This window comes from Paenibacillus oceani, assembly GCF_014705615.1.
Classification (GTDB): Bacteria; Bacillota; Bacilli; order Paenibacillales; family NBRC-103111; genus Paenibacillus_AB; species Paenibacillus_AB oceani.
Genome location: NZ_JACXJA010000015.1, coordinates 187,691 through 213,032, shown reverse-complemented (window position 1 = coordinate 213,032; position 25,342 = coordinate 187,691). Strand labels below are relative to the sequence as shown.

Genomic DNA, 25,342 nt, shown 5'->3' with positions numbered 1-25,342 from the left:
GCAGGCAAGTACATAACTGCCCAGGGTGAAGAACATCGGAAAGCCGTATGCGGGAAAACCGCACGTACGGTTTGATGAGGAGGGGCTGGTCATCCCAGTCCTTTACTCTACTAAAACCAGCGAAAAGCGTGCAGATGCGACGAGTGGGCTGAAATAAGGGGTGTAAACCGCCTCTATTCGTTTTCGTTAGGCGAAAAAGCCGGAAATAGAAGGCGCAAAAGACTTCTATTTGGTATCCAGCTCGAACGTTGCCGTCTCTATGAATATACTGGTAAGATGTGTATAACGGTTTGTTTGTTCAACGTTTCGGTACGTCCCCCCATAAAGGAGCGTGATTGAAATTTTTATTCGCCCCCACTCCGAGGAGAAGCACGACATCGCGGCATGGTTCCGGAGCTACTCCGAACCGCTGCACAGCGATCCGTATCCGTTCTACAACTATTTGCTGGAAAGAGAGCCGCTCTATTACATAACGGATCGAAACCAATGGTTGGCTTCCCGCTACGAGGACGTCAATCGAATCTTGAAAAGTCCGGTATTCGTACGCGAATACCGGAATGCCGTACCGCCGCCTCCGCCGTCGCAGGAGCTTCCGAAACAGGACCCGCCGCCCGCGCCGTCCGTCTGGAAGCCGGTGAATGATCTGCTGGGCAATTGGATGCTGTTCCGCGATGCGCCGGACCATACGAGGTTAAGAGGGCAGGTCAGCCACGCCTTTACGCCGCGTACGATGGAACGGCTCAAGCCGAAAATACAGGCGGTCGCGGATCATTTGGCCAAGCAGCTGACGGAGGAAACGAAGCCGGATTTGATCGCGTCCTACGCATTTCCGCTGCCGGTTATCGTGATCGCGGAGATGCTTGGAGTGCCGCCGGAAGACCGCGAGTTATTCAAAGGGTGGTCGCACACATTCGCCAGAATTCTCGAAGGCGGCGACAGACCGCCGGAATTTGCCCAGCAAGCGGCCCAGGCGGCTGTCGAGATCACCGACTACTTTCGTCTTCTGATTGCGGAGCACAGGAAGTCGCCGCGCGAAGATATGATCAGCGATCTGCTTGCCGCGCAAGGACAAGGGGGCACCCTAACCGAGCAGGAGCTGATTGCGACCTGCGTGCTGCTGCTGGTAGCCGGTCATGAGACAACCGTGAACCTGATCGGCAACGCGGTTCTTACGCTGTTGAGCTTTCCAGGGCAGCTCGCCCGGCTGATCGCGAAGCCGGAGCTGATCCGCCCGGCCGTCGACGAAGTGCTGCGGTACGAAGGGCCTGTGCAGATGACAGGACGTCTTGCGTCCGTCGATTACGAGATCGGCGGCCAGACGATCAAGCGGGGGCAGTATGTCTCCGTCATGCTGGGAGCGGCAAACCGCGATCCTTCGCAGTTCCAACAGGCGAACCGGTTCGATATCGGACGTACGTCGAACCGTCATCTCGCTTTTGCCTCGGGTCCCCACTTTTGTCTGGGCGCTCCGCTTGCCCGCATGGAGGGTGAGATCGCGCTCGGCAAGCTGGTGGAACAGTTCCCCGGCATGAGCCTTGCAGACGCCAAGCCGGATTGGCGGCCGAATATGTTGTTTCGGGGCTTGAACACGATGCATGTGGAGTTGTAGTGGGAGCGAAGCTTGACTTGCATTCGTCATCGGCAGCGTGATTACTAATCCAGACTGTTTGACACGGATTTATGGCATACGAGACACGGGGCTGTCCCAAAGGCATTCGCATCATATTGGGAACATCCCAAGATCCATACGAAAGGACCCCAAATTCCACGGTAAAGTGGAGGCTGAGGTCCTTTTTTCACAAGAAAAATCGGGTTCAATGGGGCTCGAAAATCGCAAATTGACTCTTGGGACACCCGTTTTCTGAACGATTCAGAATGTCTAAGTTCGATAAAGCGTTAAAGTACTAAAACGAACCGAGACATTCTGAACTAAGGAAAGCTACCTCTTACGCAGGGTCATTCATCGTGGCAAGAGCTTCGTTTAGAAGCTTTTCTTATATTCAACTGTATTTGACTCCGAATGTATATGATTATTCGTATTGATTTTGACGTATGAAAGCGAAATAGGCGATTATATATGAAAAACCGTATAGGATGTACCGAGTTGGATTATTATCGAAAATTATATACGAAAAATCATATACACTTATTCGAGGAAGCAAACAATAAACGGAGGAGGTTAGCTTCCAGCAGTAAAACGGCCTTCCTGGAAGCCCAAGCGGCTAAACGGGAAGGCTATTTTTCAATCCAATCGCTGCTACCTCTTACAAGTTAAGACCCAAGCTCAATCCGCTCCAGCTCCAATTCATAGCCGACGGGAGCGGTTATCGACAGCTCCCGTCCGAGTGGCGTCTCGACGCGGAGGCGAAGCTTCCGGTTCGCCCGGTCCACGTGCCAGGTTATATCGATTCGCCCGAGTCCGGGGAGGGGAACCGTGCCTGTGGCCCAAGTGAGGTCCGCTATGTTCGGTTCGACCGCAATCTTCGTCCAGCCCGGATTCAGGCCGCGCACGCCGAGGATATACGCCCCCAGGAAGTAGCCGGGACCGGCCGACCAGGCGTGGCAATGGCTGCGCGTGAGCTCGTTCGGATGGTTGCGCCGCTCCAGCGGCCTCGGGTACATTTCCCAGCATGTCGTCGCGTCGTGTTCGATCATATGCCCGTACTGCGTCCGGATGTCGTCCAGCATGATGTCGATCCGGCCCAGCTTGGCCAGCGCCTCGTGATAGAAAAACGACATGAACGGACTGCCGATCTGGACGAATTCAACCGGAGGCTCGGCGACGTAGTTCTCCAATATGCGCTGACGTTCCCCTTCCGCGATATCGCACAAATACGCAACCACCTGTGTCTGCATGCTGAATACTCTGGATATTCGGCCGTCGCTGTGAATGCAGTCCACAAAAGCATTTCGTTCTTCCGACCACAGGTGGGCATTGATCGCCGTCTTCAAGGCGTCGGCGCGGGCGAGCAGCCGTGCGGCTCCAGCCGGGTCGGTATCTGCCGCGATCCGGGAGGCGGAACGGAGCGCCTTGACGAAAAATAGGTTCTGGTGCGTAACGACACCGTCTCTCGGCTGATCGATCGGGGCCCAGTCCAGCAAGTTCCATGCCTTCATATATAACAAGCCGCGGTCGTCCAGCTTCTCAGCGAAATGATCGAGCGTACTGCGGACTTGCGGCCAGATTTGCTCGGCAAAGCTGCGGTCTCCGCTGAATTCGTACAGTTCGAGGCAGGCGATCGCCCAGAAAAACGTCCAGTTCGGAATAACGCTGTTCCAGCCGCTAGGCACCTGGTCCGCGTACAAAGGCGTCTGGAACTGCGAGCCGGGAACGAGCCGCAAACAACGCTTGACGATGGCGTCGTCGCCGAATACGTAATAATTGACGAGCGCTTCGTTGCGGGCATCGCCTACCCAGAATGCCTGCTCGTACGCCGGACAATCGACGAACGTATCCTCCATGCACACCCGGGTCGTATGCTTGCTAATCTCCCAGATGTCGTTAAGCAGCGCATCGGAGCTGCGGAACCGCCCGATCTCGGCGACTGCAAAATTGCTTTGCAGCATCGAGATGCGGTGGAATTGAACCGGCGCTGCGGTGTTTCTCACGACGACCATCAAGTAGCGGAAGCCGCGACGGATGGGGGACGAGTACGATTGACGGCCTTCCCGGCAGACGTATCGCATCGTGTTGTCCAATTCGAACGTGTCCTGTCTCCAGCCGTCCTGGATAAACTCCAGTCCGTAGAAGTCCAGAGTCGTGCCGGCGGAGGCTTCCGCTTCGAACTCGATATAGCCGGTATATTCCTTGCCGAAATCGATGATCATCTCCGTGTCCTCGCCGGGATATACAGGCACGACGGCCGCCGACCGGTTCGCGATGACGGCCTGATGAAGCGAATACGGGACCGGAAGCCGGACGGATTGCGTCGTCCAGATGCATTGGCTGAACACGTCGTCCTTGCTGACATAACGATTGTCCACCGGACGCAGCCACTCGGGGAACTCGTGCAAACCTGCTGCCGAGCTAATAGCTCGGGCCCGGTCATAATCCGGATGCGATTCATTCAACGGTCGTGCCGGCTGGTGGTCGATGATTTCGATATGATCGAACGGCCCCAGCGTTGCAAACGAAGAACGGCTGTCTGCATTCGTACCAGCTGCATCGGCAAGAGGGGAGACGACTTCAAACGGCTCTTCGCAATCGATCCCGAAGTGGAAGCTGTGTCCATGAATCGTTCCTTTTAAGGCAAGCATCAAGAAATTATCGCCTTGCTGCAGCTCTACATCGAGAAAACGTCTCGGCTTTTCTCCATAATAAGCCGTATCCGGGTACCAGATCCCGTTAATGCTGCACGACCCGGGCAGCCGTCCGCTGTCGACGATGCCGATCGTCGCGCGAACGGCTTTGTCCGTTCGGATGACCGTAGCGAGGAAACCGTACAGCCGGACATTGTTGGCATGATGTTCGCTAGACGGAACGAAATGATTCCGCAGGTCCAGCACGACTCCCCACGATCTCGGCTTTACCCGGCTCAAGCTCTCGACCCTTACTGGGTAGACGGGTTCCTCGGTCAGATGCGGAATATCCCGCTCGACCAGCTGCGTCCACGGCTCCATGCCGACAGGGCCGATGACGGAGACGTTCTCCCAGCCTGAATCGTCGAAACCGGCATCGCTCCAGCTGGCGTCACAGCCTGCGGCATCGTACACTTCGGTGAATGGAAGCTGGCACGAAATACGCGGTGAACGCGAATCGTAACCGGCATGGAGGGAGGTTGTCCAGCTGGCGTCCGTGGCCGCCAGGACCGTACGCTCGCCCTCGCCGGAAAGCTCCACCTGGGCCAGCAACCCGCCCCGTCCGCGCACATATTGGAACGTCGGGACGCCGTAATGGGTCACCAGCACCGCTATCGTATTGTCTGTTCCCGGACGAAGAAGATGTCCGATCTCGTACTCGTCATAGGCGAGCTCGAACGGCCACGACCGGACAGGACCGCGTCCCGCCGCTGTGCCGTTCACATACAGGACGTAACGGGAATCCGCCGTAATCTTTAATTGTACCGGCCGTCCCGCATCCGCTGATGGTAAAGTAAACTGCTTGCGAAAGCAGCGCCATTCGTTCCGCGGGCTTGTATCTCCGCCGGACCATATCCAACTGGCTTTCCAATCTGCGTTTGGCTTCATATCTCGGGTAAACCTCCTGGTTTGCGAATCTGTTTTTGTATAGTATAATTCAGGAGCAACCAGAGGTGGGGTAGCAATTAGGACATATTATGGGGTTGAAACGGACACAAGGAGAATCGGCCGATGAGCGTAAAACGGATTGTACAAACGATACCGCTAAGTTTATACATAACGGAGGAGACACCGATTCACGTTAACCGGGTATCCGAGTCGTTCGAGCTGGCCGAGCATAATCACGAATTTCTGGAAATCAATTATGTCAGCGAGGGGAGCGGTTTTCATCGGATCGAAGGATTGTCGCTGCCGGTTGCACGGGGGGACGTTTTTTTTCTCCCGCTCGGAGTGTCCCACGTCTTCCGTCCCGCGCACGCGCAGCCGAAGCGCAAACATTTGATCGTGTACAATATTTTGTTCAGCACCGCGTTTTCACGCAAGCTGGAGCCATTTTTTGCGGAAGACGCAGCCGTGCTCCGCTTCCTCACTTCGCCTTATCCGGAGCAGATGTGGCTTCATGCCCAGGATTCGGACGGCACCTTCCAGTCGATCGTTCATACGTTGTTCGAGGAGTTCGTAAGAAAACGCCCCGATCATCTGCAAGTGATGCGTTCGGAGATGATCCGGCTGCTCCTTCATCTGCGCCGCTCCCAGCTGAGAACGGTGATAGCAGGGGAAACGGCCCCGCTCGACGATCCGCTGGAGCATGTGCTCGACCGGATCAGGGAAAAGACGGCGGAGCCTCCTACGATTCAGGATCTTGCTGCCGAGTCGGGACTGAGCGAGAGGCAATTCCGCCGAAGATTCGAAGCGCGCACCGGGATGAATTATACCGAGTACGTACAGAAGCTGCGGATGGAGCTGATCTGCAAGCTGCTGGCTTCGACCAGCGATACGATTTCATCGATCGCCTGGAAGGCCGGATACCGGGATATTAAATTTTTCAACCGGTTGTTCAAAAAGCTGGTTGGCGCAACCCCCAGCGAGTACCGCAAAACGAAGGCGCAGCTGTAACGGTCAAAACCGGATCATTCCGGTTCCTCCGGCAGAGGACTATGCCTGGTCAAACATCATACCGGCCGCTTTCCGATTGGAAGGCGGCTTTTTCTACGATGGAGCCGAGAAGCGAAATCAAAATTTTTATTATAATTGGAACAATTCCCCGGTTTCCATTGTCCAATAAGTAGAGGGCGGGGTGAAGGGTCGTTGGAGGAGCAGGATTATTGGAAGCATATGGCGTCACTGAACAAGGAGACGTTCCGCGAATTGATGCTCACATACGGGCAGGACGTCTGGAATTACGCTTATTTGATGACGAAGCGCGCGGATCTCGCAGACGATATCTCGCAGGATGTATTTCTCAAGGTGTACCAGAATATCGGTTCGTTCCGAGGGGAATCGTCATTTCGGACGTGGCTGATCTCGATTACGAGAAATATAGCGATCAACTACAGGCGGTCGGCCTTCGTGCGGAAAGTAACGCTTGTGGATTGGATTGTCCGCAAAGAAACCCATTCGTCGGCGGAAGACGAAGCGATGGAGATTTGCCTGGCCGAGGATATATGGCAGATCGTGCTGAAGCTGCCGGTGAAATATAGAGAGGTGCTCCTTCTCGATGCGAGGTACGATCTCACGATAAAAGAAATCGCGGATGTGCTCGGGATATCGCAGGGTACCGTAAAGTCGCGGTTGTCTCGGGCGCGCAGCAAAGTAACGAGAATCTGGAAGGAGGGGGCGGCTTATGAACGAGCCTAAGCCGGAGTGGTATGAACAGATGCGAAACGATCCGTTCGATCGGCGGACATTTACGCTGCAGAACATCAACCGGATCGAAAAGATGGCCGCGGATGGCCGCGCCGGCTCGAAACGGAACGGACGCCCAAAGCCTGTGCTGTGGCTGGCTGCCGGTGTCGTGATCGTACTGCTGCTCCTAATTCCGGATATGCGGGCGACGGTTGGACTCAAGCCGTGGAGCGGGGAGGCCGGGACAGAAACGAATCCGCCTGCGGAGCGGGAACGGTATAGGCTGAAAGGGGACGTCGAGGTCACGCAATCTCCCGGAGCTTATGAGCACGGCGCACCGGTGTTCGTTGCGGATGCGGATCTGTCTTACGAAGTGACCGAGATTCGCGGCAACTTCGCCAAGATTGCTTCCGGGGGAGCGAGCGGGTGGATTCCGGAATGGTACTTGAACCGGGAACCGGAAACCGGCGCGCTGCTGAGCGTTAAGCCTTACGAGATGCTGGTGTTGAATCCGGTGGTGTTCCGGTTATATCCGGATGAAGCGAAGCCTTCGGGCTTTGAGCTGCCGGCCGGTAAGGTCGTGCAGGTTACAAGGGAGTACCGGAACTGGGCCAATATCAGGCTGTTTACGTACGATACCCCGTATACCGGTGAAAAATGGGTGCCGAAGAGCGCTCTGGCAGCGTTCGATCCCGCTTCCGCACGGGAAGGAACGCTGCGCGAAGGAGCCGGCGTCTATACCGAGAAAGGAGGGGCCAAGGAGCGTCCGCCGTCGCCGGGGCCGATCTGGATCGAGCGCGAAGCCGGCAGCCGTTACGTGATTATCGCTCCGGGCGGGTACACGGGTTATATCGAGAAAGCGGATTTTGTTCCGAATCCGTTTCGTGACACGGGAAGCGAAGGGAGAGCGGAGTCCGGTAATACAGAGGAGGAGGAAACGGCTCTCAAGGAAGATCTTTCGCACCGGGCGGTTGGAACCCATACGGAGGGGCGGATCGTCGTAAAACCGTCCGGTCAGGCGAAAGTAGCTGCTCTTGGCGCCCCCAGCTGCTACGGACAAGAAACCGATCTGAATTGGAGAGGTGCTTATGAAGCGGTTTGGGAACCCAAATCGGGGGGAGCTGCGAGTCCGATTTTTTCGTTTCCGACTGAGTTCGAAATCATCCAGAAAAACGATTCCCCGGTACAAATGAAGTCGTTCGCCTTAAGCGGCACGGATCTGTTCGCCTACGTTCCGCGGCATACGGACTGTCACGCCCTTGAGACCTACTTGTTCGGAGTAAGCGACGGCAAGGCGTTCCCGGTACCCTTCGAGATGGACCCGGAGCGAAGTTGGACGAATATCGGGCAGCTGCCGAACCGGCAGTTCCAGGTAACAAGCGGAGAGATGATCGTGACCGGCGGATACGGGGCGGGTCAAGACTATATCGATGTGTATCATTTCCGCTACGATTCCAAGAAGAAGGCGATGGTGCTGCAACGTACGGAACAGTTGAAGCCGAATGAAATAAACGGATAGGTTTGTCGAATCGGGTTGCTGCCGGTCTAAGGGCTGGCAGTTTTTTTGTGTAAATTTGCCGAAAAACCACAAAAATTGATGATACGCAGCACAATTTGATGGTATGGTATATATAGGAAATATTTATTTGCGGAACACGGAGGTTTTTATGAGATTTGGAATGCCGACACTCGTCGAATATGCGTCCATCGAAGACAATGTGCAACTGTGCCGCAGACTCGGTCTGCACTTCGTCGAACTGAACATGAATCTTCCGATCTGCCTGCCGGAAATCTTGTCCCCCTCGGCTATTCGATCCTATACCGAACGCTACGGAATCCACTTCTCGGTCCATCTCCCGGAAGAGCTCGATGTAACTTCGTACCACCCCTCCATCCGATCAGGGCATCTGAAGAGGTGCGAGCAGACGATGGAGTGGGCGAACCGGTCGGGCATCCGCACGCTCACGATGCATTTGAACAACGGGATCTATTTTACGTTGCCGAACTCCAAAGTTTGGATCAACGAGCGGTACGAGGAGATGTACCTGGAGCTGCTGCTCAAATCATATGCGGAGCTGTACCGGCTGGCCAAAAGTTACGGGGTCGACTTATGTATCGAGAATACGGGCAATTTCCAGCTGCCGTTCGTAGGGCGGGCGCTCGAATTGTTAAGCGCTTCGCCGAACTTCCGTCTAACCTGGGATGTGGGGCATGACGCCAAAGCCGGTTTCGCGGAAAAAGAAGTGTTCGACCGCTACAGGAGCCGGGTCCGGCATATGCATCTGCATGATTATAACGGCAAATCGGACCACCAGCCCTTATACAAGGGAGTCGTGCCGCTTGGAGATCGGCTGAGCTTGGCACGGGAGCACGATTGGACGGTCGTCATCGAAGTGAAGACAGCTGACTCGTTGACCGAATCGGTGGAGGCGCTGCGGCAGCGGGGCTTTATTGATTTCTAGCCGCTGGTTCGGGCCGCGGTGTCGACCGAGCCCGCTTATTTCCGGATGGATCAGGGAGGAATGTAAGAAGCCGTTCATCCAGGTCATAATCGGCAAATACCGAATGTAAATATCGGAAAACGTCTATGCGAATCGTTCATATACAAGTGCGGATCAATCGACTAAAGTATGGTTCGGAAGGGCACTTATGCGGGGCGGGAAGGATCTGTTACGGATGCTTCCGTCTTTAGCCGATAGTGGATATGCGGATATAGACCAAACACGGGTGACGGGAGGAATAATCAATGCGTGCAGGGAGTAACGAAGACGGCACAAAGAATCTTTTGAAACCGTATACAAATGCGAAAATTAAGCAGGAAGGCTGGGAAGGCAAACCGGTGAGCCGCCGCAAGTTGCTCGCGGCTATGGGAGCGGCCGGGGCGGCGCTCACCGCGATGGGCGTACTGGCCGGTCAATCGGGCGCGGCCGCGAAAAGGGCAGGATCGGGCGTAATCGGATCGGTGTATGGCGGAGACCCCGAATTTCCGCTATTGGCAGATTGCGTCCGCGGCGTCCGGATCGAAGAGCTGAGAACAGAAACGAATCCGGTGGAAGGCCGGGTGTATTTCGTAACCGATCCAGGCCAGGAAGGGCCGTTCCTGTACGATGCCGCCGACAACTCGGCTGCGGACAATACGGGAACCGTGATTGTATCGGCTATGGGAGCCCGCTTTAAAAGGCGGTATGACGGGAACATCCACGTCAAATGGTTCGGGGCCAAGGGGGACGGCGCCGCGAACGATACGTCCGCAATCCGCGCTGCGCTGGCCGCGGCAAGAGGAAAGACGCTGTTTTTTCCTCCCGGCGTATTCTGCCTGACGGATACGATTACGATTCCCCGCAATACGTTCGTTCGCGGATCGGGCAGCTCGTCCTGGTTTACGTTCGGACAGCGGCGCAATGTACTGCCGGACAGCGTGCTCGATATGGAGAACGGCACCGTTCTGGCTTTTTTCGGCAACGGTTCGCAAGCGTTTTCAAGTAATCGCGCCGACTTCCAGAACTTTACGTGCGCGGTCCGGTTCGAGAGCGATGCGGACGGCACGCAGCTGTCTGATCTGAAAATTTTGTCCCATTTCCGCATCCGGGACGACCTGGGCGGCATCACTACGCAGCTGACGGACGAGCATGCGATGTACGACGTCGGCTTGTGGATCGACAACGCCGAGCATGTCAAGCTGAACCGGGTATCGGTGGTCGGGTACTGGCAAAAGGCCGGGTTGTTTCTGGACGCTTCGGGACGGCTGGCAGCAACAGCTGAATACGGTTCGATCGAGTATGCGACGATCAAGGATTGCCTGTTCCAAGGCAAAATCGGGATGGCGGTGCTCGGAGGAGACGAGGGGAACCCGCCCGACGAGACGGGGTATACGCCTCCGACCGGTGATGCCTTGACGGAGGGGCAGTTCGGTCTGTCCCATCTGTTCGTCTCCGACTGCTTCTTCTCCGGTACGGATCACCATTCCAACGGCTTCGCCTCAGGCTGGCAAAGCCGGATCGAACCGGACAGCACGCCGATCAAGATCGACGGCTTCATCGGCAGCGGATCGCCTTACCGGATCAACAATCCGCGCTTCGTCAACTGCTCGATTCAGACGCGGGAGAGCGCCTCGATCGTACTGGATCGCGTCATCCGGCCGACCTTCGTGAACTGCCGGGCGGAGAGCGGGCCGATCCGCGCCTCGAAGCATACGATCCAGCCCCGGCTGATCGCCTGCGAATTTCCTTATAACCGGACCAATCCGATTTATCAGGAGATCGAGTTTTGCCAGGGCGCGCATATCGAACCTCCGTTCCGGAGACTGGGACACGTTCTCCTCATGCCTTACGAATTCCAGATCGAGCTGCGCAACAACGGGGGCGTGATCGAGCACCGGGTGACGAAGCCTAACGCTATCCAGGCGACGGCCAAATCAAAGGCTGCCGAAGCTTTGTTCCGTTATGCCATAGCCGAAGCGGGATGGAACTATATGCAGTGGACGCCGACTCCCGTCCCCGGGTCTACCGACGATTTTGCGAAGGGCATCTACTTGGGAGAGAAGTCTTTTACGGCCAAATACAACTTGTACACGAGCGTAATTATCGACAATGCGGCCGATTATCAGGAGGTTGAAGTAACGGTTGCCGATTCCAGAGCGGCCGATGCGAATGTATGGGCGAGAGCGGGCACTTTCTCCGCGCAGGCGGTTCCGTACCGGATGAGCAGCTATTCGACCGCGTTGAAAATCGAGCTGCGCAGCGGCACAGGCCCGGCGACGAATCTGACCGCCAATCTGCCGAACGAAACAAACGGCCCGGCCAGTCTCGTCCTGCGGGTGAGAGGGAAATTTTATGAGCAGACTTACGGTATGGCTTGAACGGAGCTAAGTCGCCGGGCACGCTCGCGGTACCGGTGCTCAGCGGGTAGTGGGTGGCAAGCTGCTTGAGATGTTGCCTAGGAATAGGAAAAGCCGGCCATGAGGCCGGCTTTGGCGTTATATGCGAGAAGCATGATCTGGACATTAGTCCCGGATCTCGACGATCAGCTCGATCTCTACCGGCGTATGGAACGGCAGATCGCTGGTGCCGATGGCGGAGCGTGAATGGCGGCCGTTTTCTCCGAACACTTCCACCAGCAAGTCCGATGCGCCGTTCATGACGTACGGCTGGTCGCCGAAGCCGGGGGCGCTGTTGACGAAGCCGAGCATTTTGACGACTTTGACGACGCGGTCGAGATCGCCGAGATACCCTTGGAGCACGGCTAGACAGTTGACGATTACTTGACGGGCGCATTCCTGGCCCTGCTCGATCGTAAGATCGCTGCCGACTTTGCCTTCATAGATCAGCACGCCGTTAGCATCGCGCGCATCTTGACCGGACAAGTAAAGCAGATTGCCGGTCCGGTTCGCCGGAATATACGTAAACCGCGGCTGGGGCGGGGGTGGGAGCACGATGCCGAGCTGTTCCAGTCGTTGTTCGATGATTGCCATAGTGAGATAACCTCCAGGATGTGTGTTATGGTTTCGGTAAAAAGCTTAATGATGATGGCAGCATGTGGCGGCGCGGATCAGTACGCCTTCACGCGAAGAAGTATGGTTGTAGCCGCTTAAGGTTGCCCGGCCGCCGACCCATACGTCGGAGATGCCCTCCGGATATTGACGGGGCTCTTCGAACGTTGCGGTATCCCGGATCGTCTCCGGGTCGAATACGACCAGATCGGCGATATAGCCGGGAACGATCAATCCGCGCTTGCCGAGCTTGAACCGCTGCACCGGGAACGAAGTCAGCTTGCGCACTGCCTGCTCGAGCGACAGGACGCGCTTTTCCCGCACATATTTGGCAAATACGCGGGGGAACGTACCATATAGACGCGGATGCGGCTTGCCTGTCTCGCAGGTGAGGCTGTCGGAAGCGATCAACGCTTTCTCGTAACCGATCACTTGAGTAACGTCGTCCTCGGACATATGGAAGTAAACGATCGAGATGCGGCCGTCCTCCTCCAGAAGCAGATCCATCATGCAGTCGACCGGATGCTGGCTGCGCCGCTCGGCGATCTCCGCAATCGACAACCCCTCCAGATGACGGTTCGCCTCGGTGTGCATGGCGGAGATGATCACGCTCTGCCAGCCGGTCGAGCAGACGAGGTTGTCCCAATCCGTTTGCTCCTGACCGAGCTCGTCCTTGATCCGCTTGCGCAGAGCCGGGTCGCGGAACGCGTCCAGCGTGCCCGCGATGCCGCGTTCGAGCACCCACGGCGGCAGCACCGTCGTCAGCGTCGTGGAGCCGGCGTTATACGGATATACGTCACAGGTGACGTCCATGCCGCGCGCCCGCGCGTCCTCGATCAGCTCGACAGCTTCCAGCACTTTGCCCCAGTTCGCCTTGCCGGCCGCCTTCAGATGGCTGATATGAAGCGGGACTCCAGCCCGTTCGGCGATCCAGATCACTTCCTTCACTGACTTGATCAGATTGTTTCCTTCGCCGCGGATATGGGTGGCGAGCAATCCGTCGTGCTTCGGCAGGACAGAGCATAACTCGGCGAGTTCTTCCCGCGTCGTATAGCTGCCCGGCGCATACAGCAAGCCGATCGACAAGCCGATCGCGCCCGCCCGCATGCCTTCGTCCAAAATTTGCTTCATCTGCTCCAGCTCGTCGCGGGTTGCCGGCCGGTTGTCGAAGCCCATAACCGAGATGCGCAGCGAGCCGTGAGCGACATAAGTAGCCAGATGCTCGGAAGGACGGCTGGCCGCCAAGTGGTCCATATATTGACCGACCGTTTCCCACGGCCATTCCCAATCGGTTTTGCCGAGCACGGGCTGCACATAACTCTTCAGCATTTCTGCCCGGTGCTTCACATAAGGGGCGGGGGCGAGACCGCAATTGCCGACGACCTCGGTGGTGACGCCTTGGCGAAGCTTGATTTCGCTTTGCGGATAATCGAAAATCATCAGATCGGAGTGGCAGTGTCCGTCGATGAATCCGGGCGCGATCACGCGTCCGTGCGCCTCTACGGTGCGGGTGGCCTCCTGATCGACCTTGCCGACGGCTGCGATGATGCCGTCCTTGATGCCTACATCCCCGGTAAACCACGGATTTCCCGTGCCGTCGACGATCCGGCCGTTGCGAATGATATAATCCAGCATTTTGCTGCCCCTCCCACATGCGGTGACGATACCAGCTGAGCGATTACGCTTCTTCGGGCGGTTCGTCCGCGTTTTTGCCTTCCTCCATATAGCTGTACAGGGTGTATTTGGAGATGTTCAAATACCCGCACACTTTCTCGCCGCCTTTTTTGATCAGAAATGCGCCTTTGCGGTCGAGCAGCGATATCATTTTCACTTTGTCTTCCTTCGTCATTAAAGCGACCGGCTTGCCGACATGGTCCTGCGCCTCTTGAATAAGCGCCTCAAGCAGATCGCCGACATTGGTGACGAACGACTCCTTCACGTCGGGCTGAAGATTGGTCATCGTCATCGAGTGCAGCATCTTCTCGGCCATTATCAGAGACGTAATGTCAAAATTGATGCATAACGAACCGATGATTTTGCCTTCGTCGTTTTTCATATAGATTGACGTCGAGCGAAGAATGCGGCCGTCCTTCGTCTGGGTCACGTAGTTGAACTTATTTCCGTTCACCTGATTGCCGCGCAGCAGCTCGAGGCCCAGATTCGTGCCCGGATCGCCGACCTTGCGTCCGGTAATGTGCCCGTTCTCGATCGCGATGATCGTGCTGTCGTAAGATCGGGTCAGATCGTGCAGTACAACCTCGCACGAATCGCCGAATTGGGCCGCGATGCCTTTAAGCAGGTCGGTCAAAAAAGCGAGCTCGCGCCGTACCGTTTCCATTCGCCTCAGAACCTCCATCTCTGCGGAAAGCCGCCGCAGCCGGTTTGTACTAATTTTACGATGCTTGCGGGAAAATGGTATCATACCGCCGAGAAGAAAATCAAACAAAAAGTTTGTTAGCATCAAAAAAAGTATGATATAGTAGCAGCGAGGAGGGGCGAAAATGAAACGTTGGCTGGCCAATTCCCTGCAGCGCAAGTTGTCGCTACTGCTGCTGATCGCCGTCGTGCTGCCGCTTATCGCCACAGGCGTCGTTTCTTACTGGATCGCGTCGTCGCTGACGGAGGAGAAGGAGAAGCAGTCGGGCATGAACATGCTGCGCCAGATGGGTGACCGGCTTGACTTTATGGTGCGCGATGTGGAGAGCATGTCCGTGTTTATCATCGGCGAGAAAGACATCCAGCAATATTTGGACAACGAACGCGCCGATATTACTCTGTTTGCGAATAACATCGGATTTTTGACCAATCTCGTATTTTCCAAACCTTATATATCCAATGTAACGATAACGCCGACCAGCGACTTCCCGGTACTTTCCAATACGACGATCGTTCACTCGGGACTGACGAAGCAGCTTGAGGAAAGGCGGGAGCTGATGGCGGGCAGGACGAAAGGATGGACCTCGCTGTATGAAAATCAAACTTCGGCCGACGGTCTGAAACGGGTCGTCTCGCTGGTCCGCCCGATCCGTAGCCTTAGCAAATTCCAGATGCTCGGCGTCTTGTCGATCAGCCTGGACGAAGCGGAGATGCGCAAAATCATTAAGGGCTCCGGCTGGGAGAAAACCGGCTTCGTGATGATCGTCGACGAGAACGATCGAATATTGTCCGGCGATTCGGCTGATTGGCTGAACCGCTCCTTGTATGAACGGCTGCCTCATGCGGGGCCGCTTATCGGTAATGAAGGCGTTTTCACTTATGCCGCCGAAAACAAGCAGGAAAATACGGTGCTGTATCACAAGCTGTCGCAGCCGGAATGGAAGCTGGTCGGGGTCATTCCTACCGGCGTGTATACGTCGCAGAACCGGTTCGTGCTTACGGTGACGGCGGTGGCGATCGGAATCGCGCTGCTGTTGTCGATCGCTCTCGTGCTCTGGTTTATCCGCTGGGTGACGCGGCCGCTGGCCGGGCTTGCCGTCAAGATGAAGGACATCAATCCGGACGAGCCGCTTCCGGCGTTCGAGGTCAAAAGCTCCGACGAGGTCGGTCTCCTGCTCCACAGCTACAACAAGCTGGGCGACCGGATCGAGCGGTTGAAGGATCAGGTGCAGCAAAACGAAGCGAAGAAGAAGGAAGCGGACATTTTGGCGCTGCAGGCGCAGATCAATCCGCATTTCTTGTACAACACACTGTCTTCGATCCATTGGATGGCACTGATGAACAAAGATCAGCGGATCGCCGGCATGGTCGGCGCCCTCAGTGACTTTTTGCGCTTCAGCCTGAACAAGGGCGAGGAGTTTTGCAGCGTACAGCAGGAAGTTTCTCATGCGCAAAATTACGTAACGATCATGTCCATCCGGTTTCAGGACAAATTCAGTACCGAGTTTTATATCGATCCCGACTTGAACGGCAAGCCGATGCTGAAGCTGCTGCTGCAGCCGCTGATCGAGAATTGCATCATGCACGGGCTTCAGAAGAAGAAAGAAAAAGGACATCTGTACGTATACGGCGAGCGGCACGGGGACACGATGACCTTTGTCGTCGAAGATACCGGAGTCGGCATCGGGGAGGAGAAGCTGCGGGAAGTGCGCCGCAACCTGAACGCCGCTTCCGGCACGAGCAGTCTGGAGCCCGGGAGGTCCGGGTTCGGTCTGCGCAATGTGCACCAACGGCTGCAGCTTCATTACGGAGCCGATACCGGGCTGACGATCGAGAGCGAGAGCGGCATAGGCACCCGTTTCTCGTTTACGATTCCTATTCGGGAGGAACTTTTATGAGAATATTGATCGTTGACGATGAAGTGATTATCCGCACCGGGCTGTGCACGGTTATCGATTGGAAAGAGCTGGGTCTTACGCTGCTTGAACCGGCGGAATCGGCCGAGGAAGCGCTGGAGCGGATTCCGCAAGAGAAGCCGCATATCGTGCTGACCGACATCCGGATGTCGGGGATGGACGGAATCGTGCTGGCACAAGAGATCAAGAAGCTGCTGCCGGATACGGAAATCGTCATTTTGACCGGATACGACGAATTTGCCTATGCGCAGCAGGCGCTCCGCCAAGGGGTAGCCGATTATTTGCTGAAAACAAGCGGCCCGGAGGAGATCATCAAAGCGGCGTTAAAAGCCCGGCAAACGATAATGGACAAATGGGAGCTGTTGCGCAACGAGCAGGCGCGAACCGCCGCGTTCCGGCATCAGCTGCTGGAGCGGGTATTCGAGGGCAGGACGGGAAACGATACCGATCCGGTTCTAGTGCAAAGCTGGCTTGGCGAGCGGCGCAAGATAGCTTTGCCGGCGGACGGAACGTGTCCGATGAGGGTGATTCTGGTCCAGGCGGCGGGCTGGGGCGAAGGCCATCTCGCCGATCTGCTGAATGGGGCGGCGGATAACATGCTCAGCGAACTGCTGCCGTCCCTATCGCTGGTGAAAGGAGAACGGATCACGCTCGTCGTGCGGGTGGATTCCGCGAATGAGGGAACCGGCGAGCTGGAACGGGCGGTCCGGAGAGTCGGGCAAACGCTGAAGTGTACGGTTTTCGCCGCCGCGGGATGTATCGTCGCACGTCCTCAGGAGCTGCACCGGTCGTTCCGGGAAGCCGAGAGCATCTATTCGTACCGTCTGCTGCTTGGCGAGTCGGGCGTTTATGCACTTGGCGACATCACCTCCCGCAGCGGCGGCCGAACGGTATGCTCGCAGGAAGAGGAGAAGGAGCTCTCCGGCATTCTCGTCAGCAACAATCCCGCCCAGCTGCGCCAATGGGTCAACCGTATCGTGCGCGAGCAGATGGATGACGGTGCAGTCACGCCGAACTCGCTGCAAGCGTACTTGCAGTCGGTCGTGTTCGCCGGCCACCGCTGGCTGGAGCGGGCGAAGGGAGACGGGCGTGCGTCCGCTCCTCCGGCGACCGCGTATCCGTTCGATACCGATCCGAGGCCGGAGGCGGAGCTGTTCCGCATCCTGTCGTCGCTCATGTCCGCCTTCCACGATACGATCAGCGATTCCCGGTATACGTACATGCAGCGCGCGATCGCGTATATCCGCGATCGTCTCGATCAGCATCTGACGCTGCAGGATGTCGCCCGGTTCGTTCATCTGACGCCGAACCATTTCAGCGAAGTATTCAAGAAGGAGACGGGACAGAGCTATATCGAGTTCGTCACGATGGAGCGGATGCGCAAGGCGGCGGACGTGCTGAGCAGTACGCAGATGAAGATCGGCGAAGTGGCCGGCGCCGTCGGCTACGAAGATATTAAATATTTTAGCCAGCAGTTCAAAAAGTATTACGGCAAAACGCCGTCCGAGTTCAGACAGTCGCCGGGAAGCTGAATGCAGCCTTGCCTGTTCCTGAAGCATCCTGGCATAGCATGTACGAGATGTACTGGACATAGGTCCGCGGCGGCAACCGATTCGACACAAGGGAGAGAGACAATCATGTACAACGAACTGACAACTCCGGCAGTAATCGTAGATTTGGACATTGCAGAGCGCAACATCGGGCGAATGGCTGCCAAGCTGAAGCAGTACGGCATCCGCCATCGCCCCCATATCAAATCGACGAAATCGGTCTATTTCGCCCGCAAGCAGCTGGAGGCCGGAGCGATCGGGATCACGACGGCGAAGCTTTCCGAAGCGGAGACGTTCGCGGAAGCGGGCATCGACAATATCTTGATCGCTTATCCGATCATCGGGGACGACAAGCTGGCCCGGTTCGAACGGCTTCACAAAAAGGCGGCGGTTATCGCGACGGTAGACAGCGTATACGGCGCGGAAGGCTTGTCCCGTGTAGGCGTCGCGTCCGGGAAACCGGTGGACACGCTGATCGAGATCGATGGGGGACTGAACCGCGGGGGACGGCAGCCTGGCGAAGATGCGGTTGCATTCGCACGCGAGATCGTCTCGCTGCCGGGTATCCGGGTTCGCGGCATTATGGGTTACTTCGGCACCGTCTACGGAAATACGGATGAAGCTTCGTTCCGCGCCGCCGTACGTCTGGAATCCGATACGATGCGGCAGACAGCCCAAGCGCTTGCCGAAGCCGGAATCGCCGTCGATATCGTCAGTACAGGCTCGTCGCCCGCAGCCTTGTTATGCGAGGAGCTGAGCAGCGCAACCGAGGTGAGAGCCGGTAATTATATTTTGTTTGACGTATCCGGCGTCGCCATGGGATTTGCAAGCGAAGAAGATTGCGCGCTGCGGGTCGTCGCAACCGTCGTCAGCACGCCTCTGCCGGGAAGGGCGACGATCGACGCAGGGACCAAGACGCTGACGAGCGACAAGGCGCATCATCGGGAAGGCTTCGGCATCGTAGTCGGCCGGCCGGATATCCGGATAACCGGGCTGAACGAAGAGCACGGCTTTCTTCAGTTCGATCCGGCGGAAGTGACGTTGTCGGTCGGCGACCGGATCGAGATTATTCCGAATCATTCGTGCGTCATCCCGAATTTATGCGATACGATTGCCGGTGTCCGCCAAGGGCGTGTAGAGCGAAGCATCGTAATCGACGCGCGTGGCTGCAATTATTAGTGCGAATTCAAAAAGTCCCCAAAAGTGAACTTTTTGAACAACCTCTATTAGGGGGATTTTCCCGTGGCACTTTATAAGGATCTTATCGATGAAAACCGCATAACCGAAGTTTTGTCAGACCTGGTGCGTATTCCAAGCGTGAATCCGGGATTTCCCGGAGGAACCGGAGAAGGGCGGGTCGCCGTTTACGTCCGGCAGTTTTTCGAACGTCTGGCGCTTAGCGTCGATGTGCAGACCGTGGAAGCCTGCAGGGACAATGTGATCGGCACGCTCCAAGGCCGGGGCGGTCGACATTTATTGTGGGAAGCGCATATGGACACGGTGCAGACGTCCGGGATGACGATCGATCCGTTCGCTGCAGGCGCACGGGAGGGCAAGCTGTACGGCCGCGGCGCCTGCGATACGAAAGCGTCGCTGGCCGCCATGCTCGTAGCGCTGGAGACGATGGTGCGGCATAAGCTGATTCCGGCCGCCCATGTTCATCTGGCTGCGGTCATCGACGAGGAAACGACGTATAAAGGCGTATCGGCTCTGGCCGAACGGGTCCGGAGCGGAGAGCTTCGCTACGATGCCGCCATCGTCGGAGAGCCTACCCGGCTGCATCCGATTATTGCGCACAAAGGCGTGCTGCGCTTTCGCGTCGAAGTAACCGGTGTCGCCGCGCACAGTTCGACGCCGGAGCAAGGAGCGAACGCCATCGAGAGCATGGCGGAGGTGATCGCTTGGCTCCGGCAGCACGCACGCGAATCGTTTCCGAGCCGGTCCCATGCACTGACCGGGCCTCCGTCGCTATGCATCAGTATGATCGAAGGCGGAGTCGCCCCGAATACGGTTGCGGACCGCTGCACGATCTCAATCGATATTCGTACGATTCCCGGACAGGAGTGGGAGGACGTATGGTCGGAGCTGCGCGAGCGTATCCTGCTGCTGCCCATGCCGGCCGGCGTGAAGGTTGAGGTGCATCGGCCTTTTTTAACCGACTATGCGATGGAAGTATCGCCGGACCATCCATTGACGCACACGCTGCTCGCGGCGGCTAATACGTACTCGGCCGGACGCGAGGCGATCGGCGCTCCTTATTGCAGCGACGCCAGCAAGCTGACGCGCGTTTCGGTGCCGGCCATCGTATTCGGGCCTGGCAACATATCCGAGGCGCATACGGCGGACGAATGGGTGGAGCTCGCCGAAGTCGCGAAGGCAGCCGCTATTTTGATCTACACGGCAATGCACTATGGGGAAGAGGACGAGGACTGATTTTCCTTTAACCCGGGTTCGTAATTATCGCTTGGGTATTTCGATGTAATCGTTCGACCTGCCGCCTTATGGCGGTTTTTTTGCGCCTGAGCGGGGGAATACCGGGAAGAACCGGAAATTGTCTACCTATCGGCTGAAGGTTCTCCCCTACTAGATACCGCAAGCGCCTTTTATACTTAGGGTATACTTTGAAAAGAAGAGGGGAGCCCAAACATGAAAAAGAAAATTGCGGCAAGTTTAGCATCCGTAATGGCAATAGCGACGATTGCAGCATGCGGCCAGCCTGCAGAAAACGGTGCCTCCGGCGGTGCGAAAACCGATACGCCCGCTGCCGAAAAAGTGAAACTCTCCATCTGGCATAACTTCTCCGGCGACGACCTTCGTGCCAAAGCGGTCCGGGCTCAAATCGACAAGTTTAAAGCGGCTCACCCGGAAGTCGAGCTGGACGCCCAGGCGATCCCGCCGGACGGATACCGTCAGCGGCTTAAGACGGTCGCGGCGGCCGACGAGATGCCGGACGTATTTTTCGCCCACTCGGGCTCGGGCATTAAGGAATTCCATGACGGCGGGCTGATTCAGCCGATTACGCCGCTGCTTACTAAATATCCGGACTGGAAAAACAACTTCACGCCAGGTGCGTTCGACCCGCTGTCGTTTAACGATCAAGTATACGCCGTTCCGATCAATGCGTCCGTCACTTCGTTGTTTTTCTACAACAAGTCGTTGTTCGACAAACATGGCGTCACGGTTCCGAAAACTTGGGACGAGCTGCATACGGCCATCAAGGCGTTCAAGGATAAAGGAATTACGCCGATCTCGCTCGGCAACAAAGCCGCATGGCTGGCCCAATCGAGCATTCTGAGCTCCTTGGCCGACCGGGTAACCGGCAGCGACTGGTTCCTGAAGGCGGCGAAGCAGGAAGGCGCGAAATTCACCGATCCGGAATTTGTTCAGGCGCTGACGCTGCTCAAGGGGCTGTCCGATGCGGGCGCCTTCCAGCAAGGCTTCAACAGCCTGGACAACACGCAGATGGAGCAATATTTCATCTCCGGCAAAGCGGCTATGATGATCGACGGCGCATGGGCGCTCACGAACATGGCGGCGACGGGAACGAAGGAACAGCTGGATCAGGTCGAAGTCGCGGTGCTTCCGTCCGTTCCGGGCGGCAAAGGTGATCCGAATACGCTCTCCGGCGGCGCAGGCGGAGGTCTGGCGGTTAACAAAAAGCTGACGGGCAAAAAGCTGGACGCGGCTCTTGAACTGATCTATACGGTCAGCGGTCCGGAAGGAATGAAGGCGGTAGCGGAAAGCAATACGATCGTCAATTATAAAGTGGATGTCGATCAGTCGAAGGTCACTTCGCTGTTCTATAAAGCGTACAACTTGTCGAAAACGGTAAAGTTCACTCCGGTATATGACGCTTACTTGAGCTCGCAAGGCGCGGAAGCGATCAACAACGGGCTGCAGGAGCTGCTTATGGGCGGGAAGCCGGAAGAGATCGCGAAGAAGCTGCAAGACGCGCAAGCCCGTTCGTTAGGCAAATAAGCACTTGTTCGGCAGAAATAGAACCAAACGGTACGGACCGGTCTTTCATCGGGAAACCCGGTCCGGCTTCCGTTGGAAGACGACGCAACAGCGTACGTAACAAAACGAAAGGGGAGGTTAGCGATGGCTGCTGCAAGCCGAGTACGGACATTTATTACGTTGGGTCTGCTTCCCGCCTTATCGATTTATTTGTTATTTGTTATCGTTCCGATTTTCTGGTCGGCCTTTTACGGGTTTTTCGACTGGAAGGGCATCGGCGCGATGAAATATATCGGCTTCGCAAACTATGCCGAGGTTGTACAGGACCCCATCTTCTGGAGAGCGTTCAAAAATAATCTGATTATCGTGGCGGCGTCGATTTTCGGCCAGGTGCCGATCGCGCTCGTGCTTGCGCTTGTGTTGTGGAAAAGCTCTTTCTTTCACCGGTTTATCCGTTCGGCGGTATTTATGCCGATGGTTCTTGCATCGGTCGTTATCGGTATTATTTGGGGTTACATCTACAATCCGCAAATCGGTATTCTGAACTATATCCTTGAAAATGTCGGCCTAAGCTCATGGATCCGCGATTGGCTCGGCGACCCGAAAATCAATATGTATTCGGTCAGCGTTCCGATCATCTGGGCGAACATCGGGCCTTATCTCATATTGTTTATCGCCGCGATTCAAAATATCTCCTCGGAGGTCGAGGATGCTGCCAAAATCGACGGAGCCGTCGGCTTCCGCCGCTTGTATCTGATCGTCGTGCCGATGATCTGGAATACAATTAAGGTCGCGATTGTGCTGTGCATCTCCGGAAGCATGAAAGCGTTTGATCTGATTTATGTCATGACCGGTGGCGGACCGGCGCAAGCGACCGAGCTGCTGGCTACTTACATGTACAACAACACGTTTAACATATTCCGCTACGGATACGGCTCGGCGGTGTCCACGATGATTATGATCATCAGCATGATTCTGGTTGCGGGCAGCCAGCTTCTAATGAAGCGTAAAGGCAACGACTAAACCGTATAGAGGAAGGAGGCAAACCGCTATGGAGACAACGGCAAACAAAGTGATCGCCCGCGGCAGCGGGGGACTTCTGGGGAAGACGGTTCAACTGGGCAAGTCCTGGGTCGGCAAGCTGCTGCTGACGATTTATGCGCTCCTGACGCTTTATCCATTACTATGGCTGTTCATCAGTTCGTTCAAATCGAATCAGGACTTCTACGGCAAGCCGTTCGCCCTGCCTTCGGTATGGCAGTTTGAGAATTTCACCAGAGCGTGGAAAATAGCGGGGATCGGAACCGCGCTTACGAACTCGGTTATCGTCACGCTCGCCTCGATGGCGCTTACGCTATTCCTCGGGACACTCGCCGCGTATATACTGTCGAGGCTGCAGTTTAAGCTCAAAGGACCCATCATGGCGCTGTTCGTCCTCGGGATGCTCATTCCGATCCACAGCACGCTCGTGCCGCTGTTCATCATGATGAAGAAAATGATGATCCTCGATACGCATTGGGCGTTAATTCTTCCGTATACGGCATTCGAGCTGCCTGTTGCGATTTTTGTGGTCGCCGCTTATTTGACCTCGGTGCCCAAAGAAGTGGAGGAAGCCGCCATGATCGACGGCAACGGGTATTGGGGGATCTTCTTCCGCGTCATCTTCCCGCTGTCCGTGCCGGCGATGGCGACCGTCGCGATTCTCGCCTTTTTGCGATTCTGGAACGACTTCGCCTTTGCGCTCGTGTTTATTAACAAGCAGGCGCTGAAGACACTGCCGCTCAGCCTATCGATTTTCTCCGACGGGTTCGGCACGGACTACAGCTTGACAATGGCCGCGATGACGATCGCCGTCATCCCAACCATTGTCATATATCTGATCTTCCAGGAGCAGATTATGAAAGGGATGGTCGCAGGCGCGGTCAAAGGGTAAATATAAAAAGCTGCCGGCAAAGTGCAAGATGCCGACAGCTTTTTCATTGTATCCAGGGTCAATCGCCGGAGCCGTCCCGAGCCAGCTCCTTGCGGACAATCGGCGCCACCTTCGTTCCGAGCAGTTCGATCGCGCGCAACACTTCACGGTGCGGCATCGTCCCGACATTCACATGAAGGAAAAAGCGGGTCACTCCCAGATTTTTGTGCAGCAGCACGATTTTCTCCGCCACATATTCCGGATCGCCGACATAGAGTGCGCCTCGGAGGCTGCGCGCGGTATCGTACGAAGCCCGGCTGTACGGCTGTCCCCAGCCCCGTTCGCGTCCGATCACGTTCATCTGGGCTTGCGTAGGCGGGAAAAACAGCTCGGCGGCATGATCGGTCGTATCGGCAACGAAACCGTGAGAGTGGGTGGCGATCGGCAGTTTGTCCGGATCATGTCCCGCTTTGGCAGCCGCTCGCTTGTATAACTGGACTAGCGGCGCGAAGCTCTCGGGCATTCCGCCGATAATGGCAAATGCGATCGGCAGTCCGAGCATGCCGGCGCGTATCGCGGATTGCGGAGTACCGCCGCTGGCGATCCATACGGGCAGCGGGGTTTGAACCGCCCGGGGGTATACGCCCAGGTTGTCGATAGCCGGCCTGTGGCCGCCGCGCCACGATACTTTCTCCGAAGCCCGAATCGCGAGCAGCAGCTCCAGCTTTTCTTCGAACAGTTCGTCATAATCGCTCAGGTCGTAGCCGAATAACGGGAAAGATTCGATGAACGAGCCCCGTCCCGCCATAATTTCAGCCCGGCCGTTCGAGATGCCGTCCAGCGTAGAGAACGATTGATATATACGGACCGGATCGTCCGAGGATAAAACCGTGACGGCGCTGGTCAGCCTGATCCGCTTCGTCATAGCCGCAGCCGCAGCCAGTACGACGGCCGGGGAGCTGCCCGCGTAATCGGCCCGGTGATGCTCGCCGATCCCGTACACATCGAGCCCGGCCTGATCGGCTACTACGATTTCCTCCACCGCATTGCGCAGCCGCTCGGCGTGGCTGATCACGACTCCGGTTGACGGGTCGGGAGTCGCCTCGAGAAATGTGCTGATTCCAATTTCCATCCTATTTGCTGATTCGGTCAATTGATTTCTCCTCCTTTGCTTACAGCTTCTACTTTACTAATTTTTATATAGTTTCTCAACTTCGGT

18 protein-coding genes are annotated in these 25,342 nt (G+C 56.4%); 13 read left to right on the top strand and 5 right to left on the bottom strand.

Features of this window, described 5'->3' with window-relative positions:
* Positions 1-331 precede the first annotated feature (331 nt).
* On the top strand, positions 332-1,609 hold the full coding sequence (locus tag IDH45_RS34965) for a cytochrome P450 (RefSeq protein WP_190928320.1): 1,278 nt from the start codon (positions 332-334) through the stop codon (positions 1,607-1,609).
* Positions 1,610-2,271: 662 nt separating this feature from the next.
* Here IDH45_RS34965 and IDH45_RS13315 read toward each other — a convergent pair.
* Positions 2,272-5,187, bottom strand: a complete 2,916-nt coding sequence (locus IDH45_RS13315) for a family 78 glycoside hydrolase catalytic domain (RefSeq protein WP_190928318.1) — start codon at positions 5,185-5,187, stop codon at positions 2,272-2,274.
* Positions 5,188-5,310: 123 nt separating this feature from the next.
* Here IDH45_RS13315 and IDH45_RS13310 point away from each other — a divergent pair, with 123 nt between their 5' ends.
* The 5 genes from IDH45_RS13310 (at position 5,311) to IDH45_RS13290 (ending at position 11,782) form a co-directional block, all read left to right on the top strand.
* Positions 5,311-6,195: an AraC family transcriptional regulator gene (locus tag IDH45_RS13310; protein WP_190928316.1), complete on the top strand. Its 885-nt coding sequence runs from the start codon at positions 5,311-5,313 to the stop codon at positions 6,193-6,195.
* A 192-nt stretch (positions 6,196-6,387) separates the two neighbouring features.
* The gene (locus IDH45_RS13305) at positions 6,388-6,936 is read left to right on the top strand and encodes an RNA polymerase sigma factor (protein ID WP_317891203.1); all 549 of its coding nucleotides are present in this window, start codon (positions 6,388-6,390) and stop codon (positions 6,934-6,936) included.
* The gene (locus IDH45_RS13300) at positions 6,923-8,443 is read left to right on the top strand and encodes a hypothetical protein (RefSeq protein ID WP_190928314.1); all 1,521 of its coding nucleotides are present in this window, start codon (positions 6,923-6,925) and stop codon (positions 8,441-8,443) included. The genes IDH45_RS13305 and IDH45_RS13300 overlap by 14 nt, the downstream gene beginning before the upstream one ends.
* A gap of 148 nt (positions 8,444-8,591) precedes the next feature.
* Positions 8,592-9,386 (top strand): sugar phosphate isomerase/epimerase family protein, encoded by a 795-nt coding sequence (locus tag IDH45_RS13295; protein ID WP_190928312.1) that lies wholly within the window; start codon positions 8,592-8,594, stop codon positions 9,384-9,386.
* 284 nt (positions 9,387-9,670) lie between these two features.
* A complete protein-coding gene (locus tag IDH45_RS13290) occupies positions 9,671-11,782 on the top strand; it encodes a glycosyl hydrolase family 28-related protein (RefSeq protein ID WP_190928311.1) in 2,112 nt (703 codons plus the stop codon).
* 144 nt (positions 11,783-11,926) lie between these two features.
* On the opposite strand, the gene IDH45_RS13285 is transcribed toward IDH45_RS13290, so the two are convergent.
* The 3 genes from IDH45_RS13285 to IDH45_RS13275 are packed head-to-tail and all read right to left on the bottom strand — an operon-like array spanning position 11,927 to position 14,750.
* Positions 11,927-12,394 (bottom strand): RidA family protein, encoded by a 468-nt coding sequence (locus IDH45_RS13285; RefSeq protein WP_190928309.1) that lies wholly within the window; start codon positions 12,392-12,394, stop codon positions 11,927-11,929.
* Positions 12,395-12,439: 45 nt separating this feature from the next.
* A complete protein-coding gene (locus tag IDH45_RS13280) occupies positions 12,440-14,047 on the bottom strand; it encodes an N-acyl-D-amino-acid deacylase family protein (protein ID WP_190928307.1) in 1,608 nt (535 codons plus the stop codon).
* A 43-nt stretch (positions 14,048-14,090) separates the two neighbouring features.
* Complete coding sequence (locus IDH45_RS13275; RefSeq protein WP_190928305.1) at positions 14,091-14,750, bottom strand: helix-turn-helix transcriptional regulator; 660 nt, start codon at positions 14,748-14,750, stop codon at positions 14,091-14,093.
* A 163-nt stretch (positions 14,751-14,913) separates the two neighbouring features.
* Here IDH45_RS13275 and IDH45_RS13270 point away from each other — a divergent pair, with 163 nt between their 5' ends.
* The 7 genes from IDH45_RS13270 to IDH45_RS13240 all read left to right on the top strand — a co-directional run bounded on the left by IDH45_RS13270 (position 14,914) and on the right by IDH45_RS13240 (position 24,144).
* Positions 14,914-16,686 carry a cache domain-containing sensor histidine kinase gene (locus IDH45_RS13270; RefSeq protein ID WP_190928303.1) on the top strand — a complete coding sequence of 591 codons (1,773 nt, stop codon included), beginning with the start codon at positions 14,914-14,916 and terminating at the stop codon, positions 16,684-16,686.
* Positions 16,683-18,236, top strand: a complete 1,554-nt coding sequence (locus IDH45_RS13265; RefSeq protein WP_190928301.1) for a response regulator — start codon at positions 16,683-16,685, stop codon at positions 18,234-18,236. The genes IDH45_RS13270 and IDH45_RS13265 overlap by 4 nt, the downstream gene beginning before the upstream one ends.
* Before the next feature lie 105 nt (positions 18,237-18,341).
* Positions 18,342-19,433: an alanine racemase gene (locus IDH45_RS13260; protein WP_190928299.1), complete on the top strand. Its 1,092-nt coding sequence runs from the start codon at positions 18,342-18,344 to the stop codon at positions 19,431-19,433.
* Positions 19,434-19,496: 63 nt separating this feature from the next.
* Complete coding sequence (locus tag IDH45_RS13255) at positions 19,497-20,687, top strand: M20 family metallopeptidase (RefSeq protein WP_317891202.1); 1,191 nt, start codon at positions 19,497-19,499, stop codon at positions 20,685-20,687.
* A gap of 213 nt (positions 20,688-20,900) precedes the next feature.
* On the top strand, positions 20,901-22,232 hold the full coding sequence (locus IDH45_RS13250) for an extracellular solute-binding protein (RefSeq protein WP_190928297.1): 1,332 nt from the start codon (positions 20,901-20,903) through the stop codon (positions 22,230-22,232).
* Positions 22,233-22,355: 123 nt separating this feature from the next.
* Positions 22,356-23,234 (top strand): carbohydrate ABC transporter permease, encoded by an 879-nt coding sequence (locus IDH45_RS13245; RefSeq protein WP_190928295.1) that lies wholly within the window; start codon positions 22,356-22,358, stop codon positions 23,232-23,234.
* 28 nt (positions 23,235-23,262) lie between these two features.
* Entirely contained in the window at positions 23,263-24,144 is an 882-nt protein-coding gene (locus IDH45_RS13240) for a carbohydrate ABC transporter permease (RefSeq protein WP_190928293.1), read from the top strand.
* Between the two features lie 58 nt (positions 24,145-24,202).
* On the opposite strand, the gene IDH45_RS13235 is transcribed toward IDH45_RS13240, so the two are convergent.
* Complete coding sequence (locus tag IDH45_RS13235) at positions 24,203-25,255, bottom strand: LLM class flavin-dependent oxidoreductase (protein WP_190928345.1); 1,053 nt, start codon at positions 25,253-25,255, stop codon at positions 24,203-24,205.
* Between the last annotated feature and the right edge of the window lie 87 nt (positions 25,256-25,342).

What these genes read in the sequence shown, in the direction of transcription:
- IDH45_RS13285 (WP_190928309.1), bottom strand. Translation starts at nt 12,394, where the DNA reads ATGGCAATCATCGAACAACGACTGGAACAGCTCGGCATCGTGCTCCCA.
- IDH45_RS13245 (WP_190928295.1), top strand. Translation starts at nt 22,356, where the DNA reads ATGGCTGCTGCAAGCCGAGTACGGACATTTATTACGTTGGGTCTGCTT.
- IDH45_RS13290 (WP_190928311.1), top strand. Translation starts at nt 9,671, where the DNA reads ATGCGTGCAGGGAGTAACGAAGACGGCACAAAGAATCTTTTGAAACCG.
- IDH45_RS13260 (WP_190928299.1), top strand. Translation starts at nt 18,342, where the DNA reads ATGTACAACGAACTGACAACTCCGGCAGTAATCGTAGATTTGGACATT.
- IDH45_RS13295 (WP_190928312.1), top strand. Translation starts at nt 8,592, where the DNA reads ATGAGATTTGGAATGCCGACACTCGTCGAATATGCGTCCATCGAAGAC.
- IDH45_RS13275 (WP_190928305.1), bottom strand. Translation starts at nt 14,750, where the DNA reads ATGGAAACGGTACGGCGCGAGCTCGCTTTTTTGACCGACCTGCTTAAA.
- IDH45_RS13315 (WP_190928318.1), bottom strand. Translation starts at nt 5,187, where the DNA reads ATGAAGCCAAACGCAGATTGGAAAGCCAGTTGGATATGGTCCGGCGGA.
- IDH45_RS13265 (WP_190928301.1), top strand. Translation starts at nt 16,683, where the DNA reads ATGAGAATATTGATCGTTGACGATGAAGTGATTATCCGCACCGGGCTG.
- IDH45_RS13310 (WP_190928316.1), top strand. Translation starts at nt 5,311, where the DNA reads ATGAGCGTAAAACGGATTGTACAAACGATACCGCTAAGTTTATACATA.
- IDH45_RS13235 (WP_190928345.1), bottom strand. Translation starts at nt 25,255, where the DNA reads ATGGAAATTGGAATCAGCACATTTCTCGAGGCGACTCCCGACCCGTCA.
- IDH45_RS13270 (WP_190928303.1), top strand. Translation starts at nt 14,914, where the DNA reads ATGAAACGTTGGCTGGCCAATTCCCTGCAGCGCAAGTTGTCGCTACTG.
- IDH45_RS13250 (WP_190928297.1), top strand. Translation starts at nt 20,901, where the DNA reads ATGAAAAAGAAAATTGCGGCAAGTTTAGCATCCGTAATGGCAATAGCG.
- IDH45_RS13240 (WP_190928293.1), top strand. Translation starts at nt 23,263, where the DNA reads ATGGAGACAACGGCAAACAAAGTGATCGCCCGCGGCAGCGGGGGACTT.
- IDH45_RS13300 (WP_190928314.1), top strand. Translation starts at nt 6,923, where the DNA reads ATGAACGAGCCTAAGCCGGAGTGGTATGAACAGATGCGAAACGATCCG.
- IDH45_RS13280 (WP_190928307.1), bottom strand. Translation starts at nt 14,047, where the DNA reads ATGCTGGATTATATCATTCGCAACGGCCGGATCGTCGACGGCACGGGA.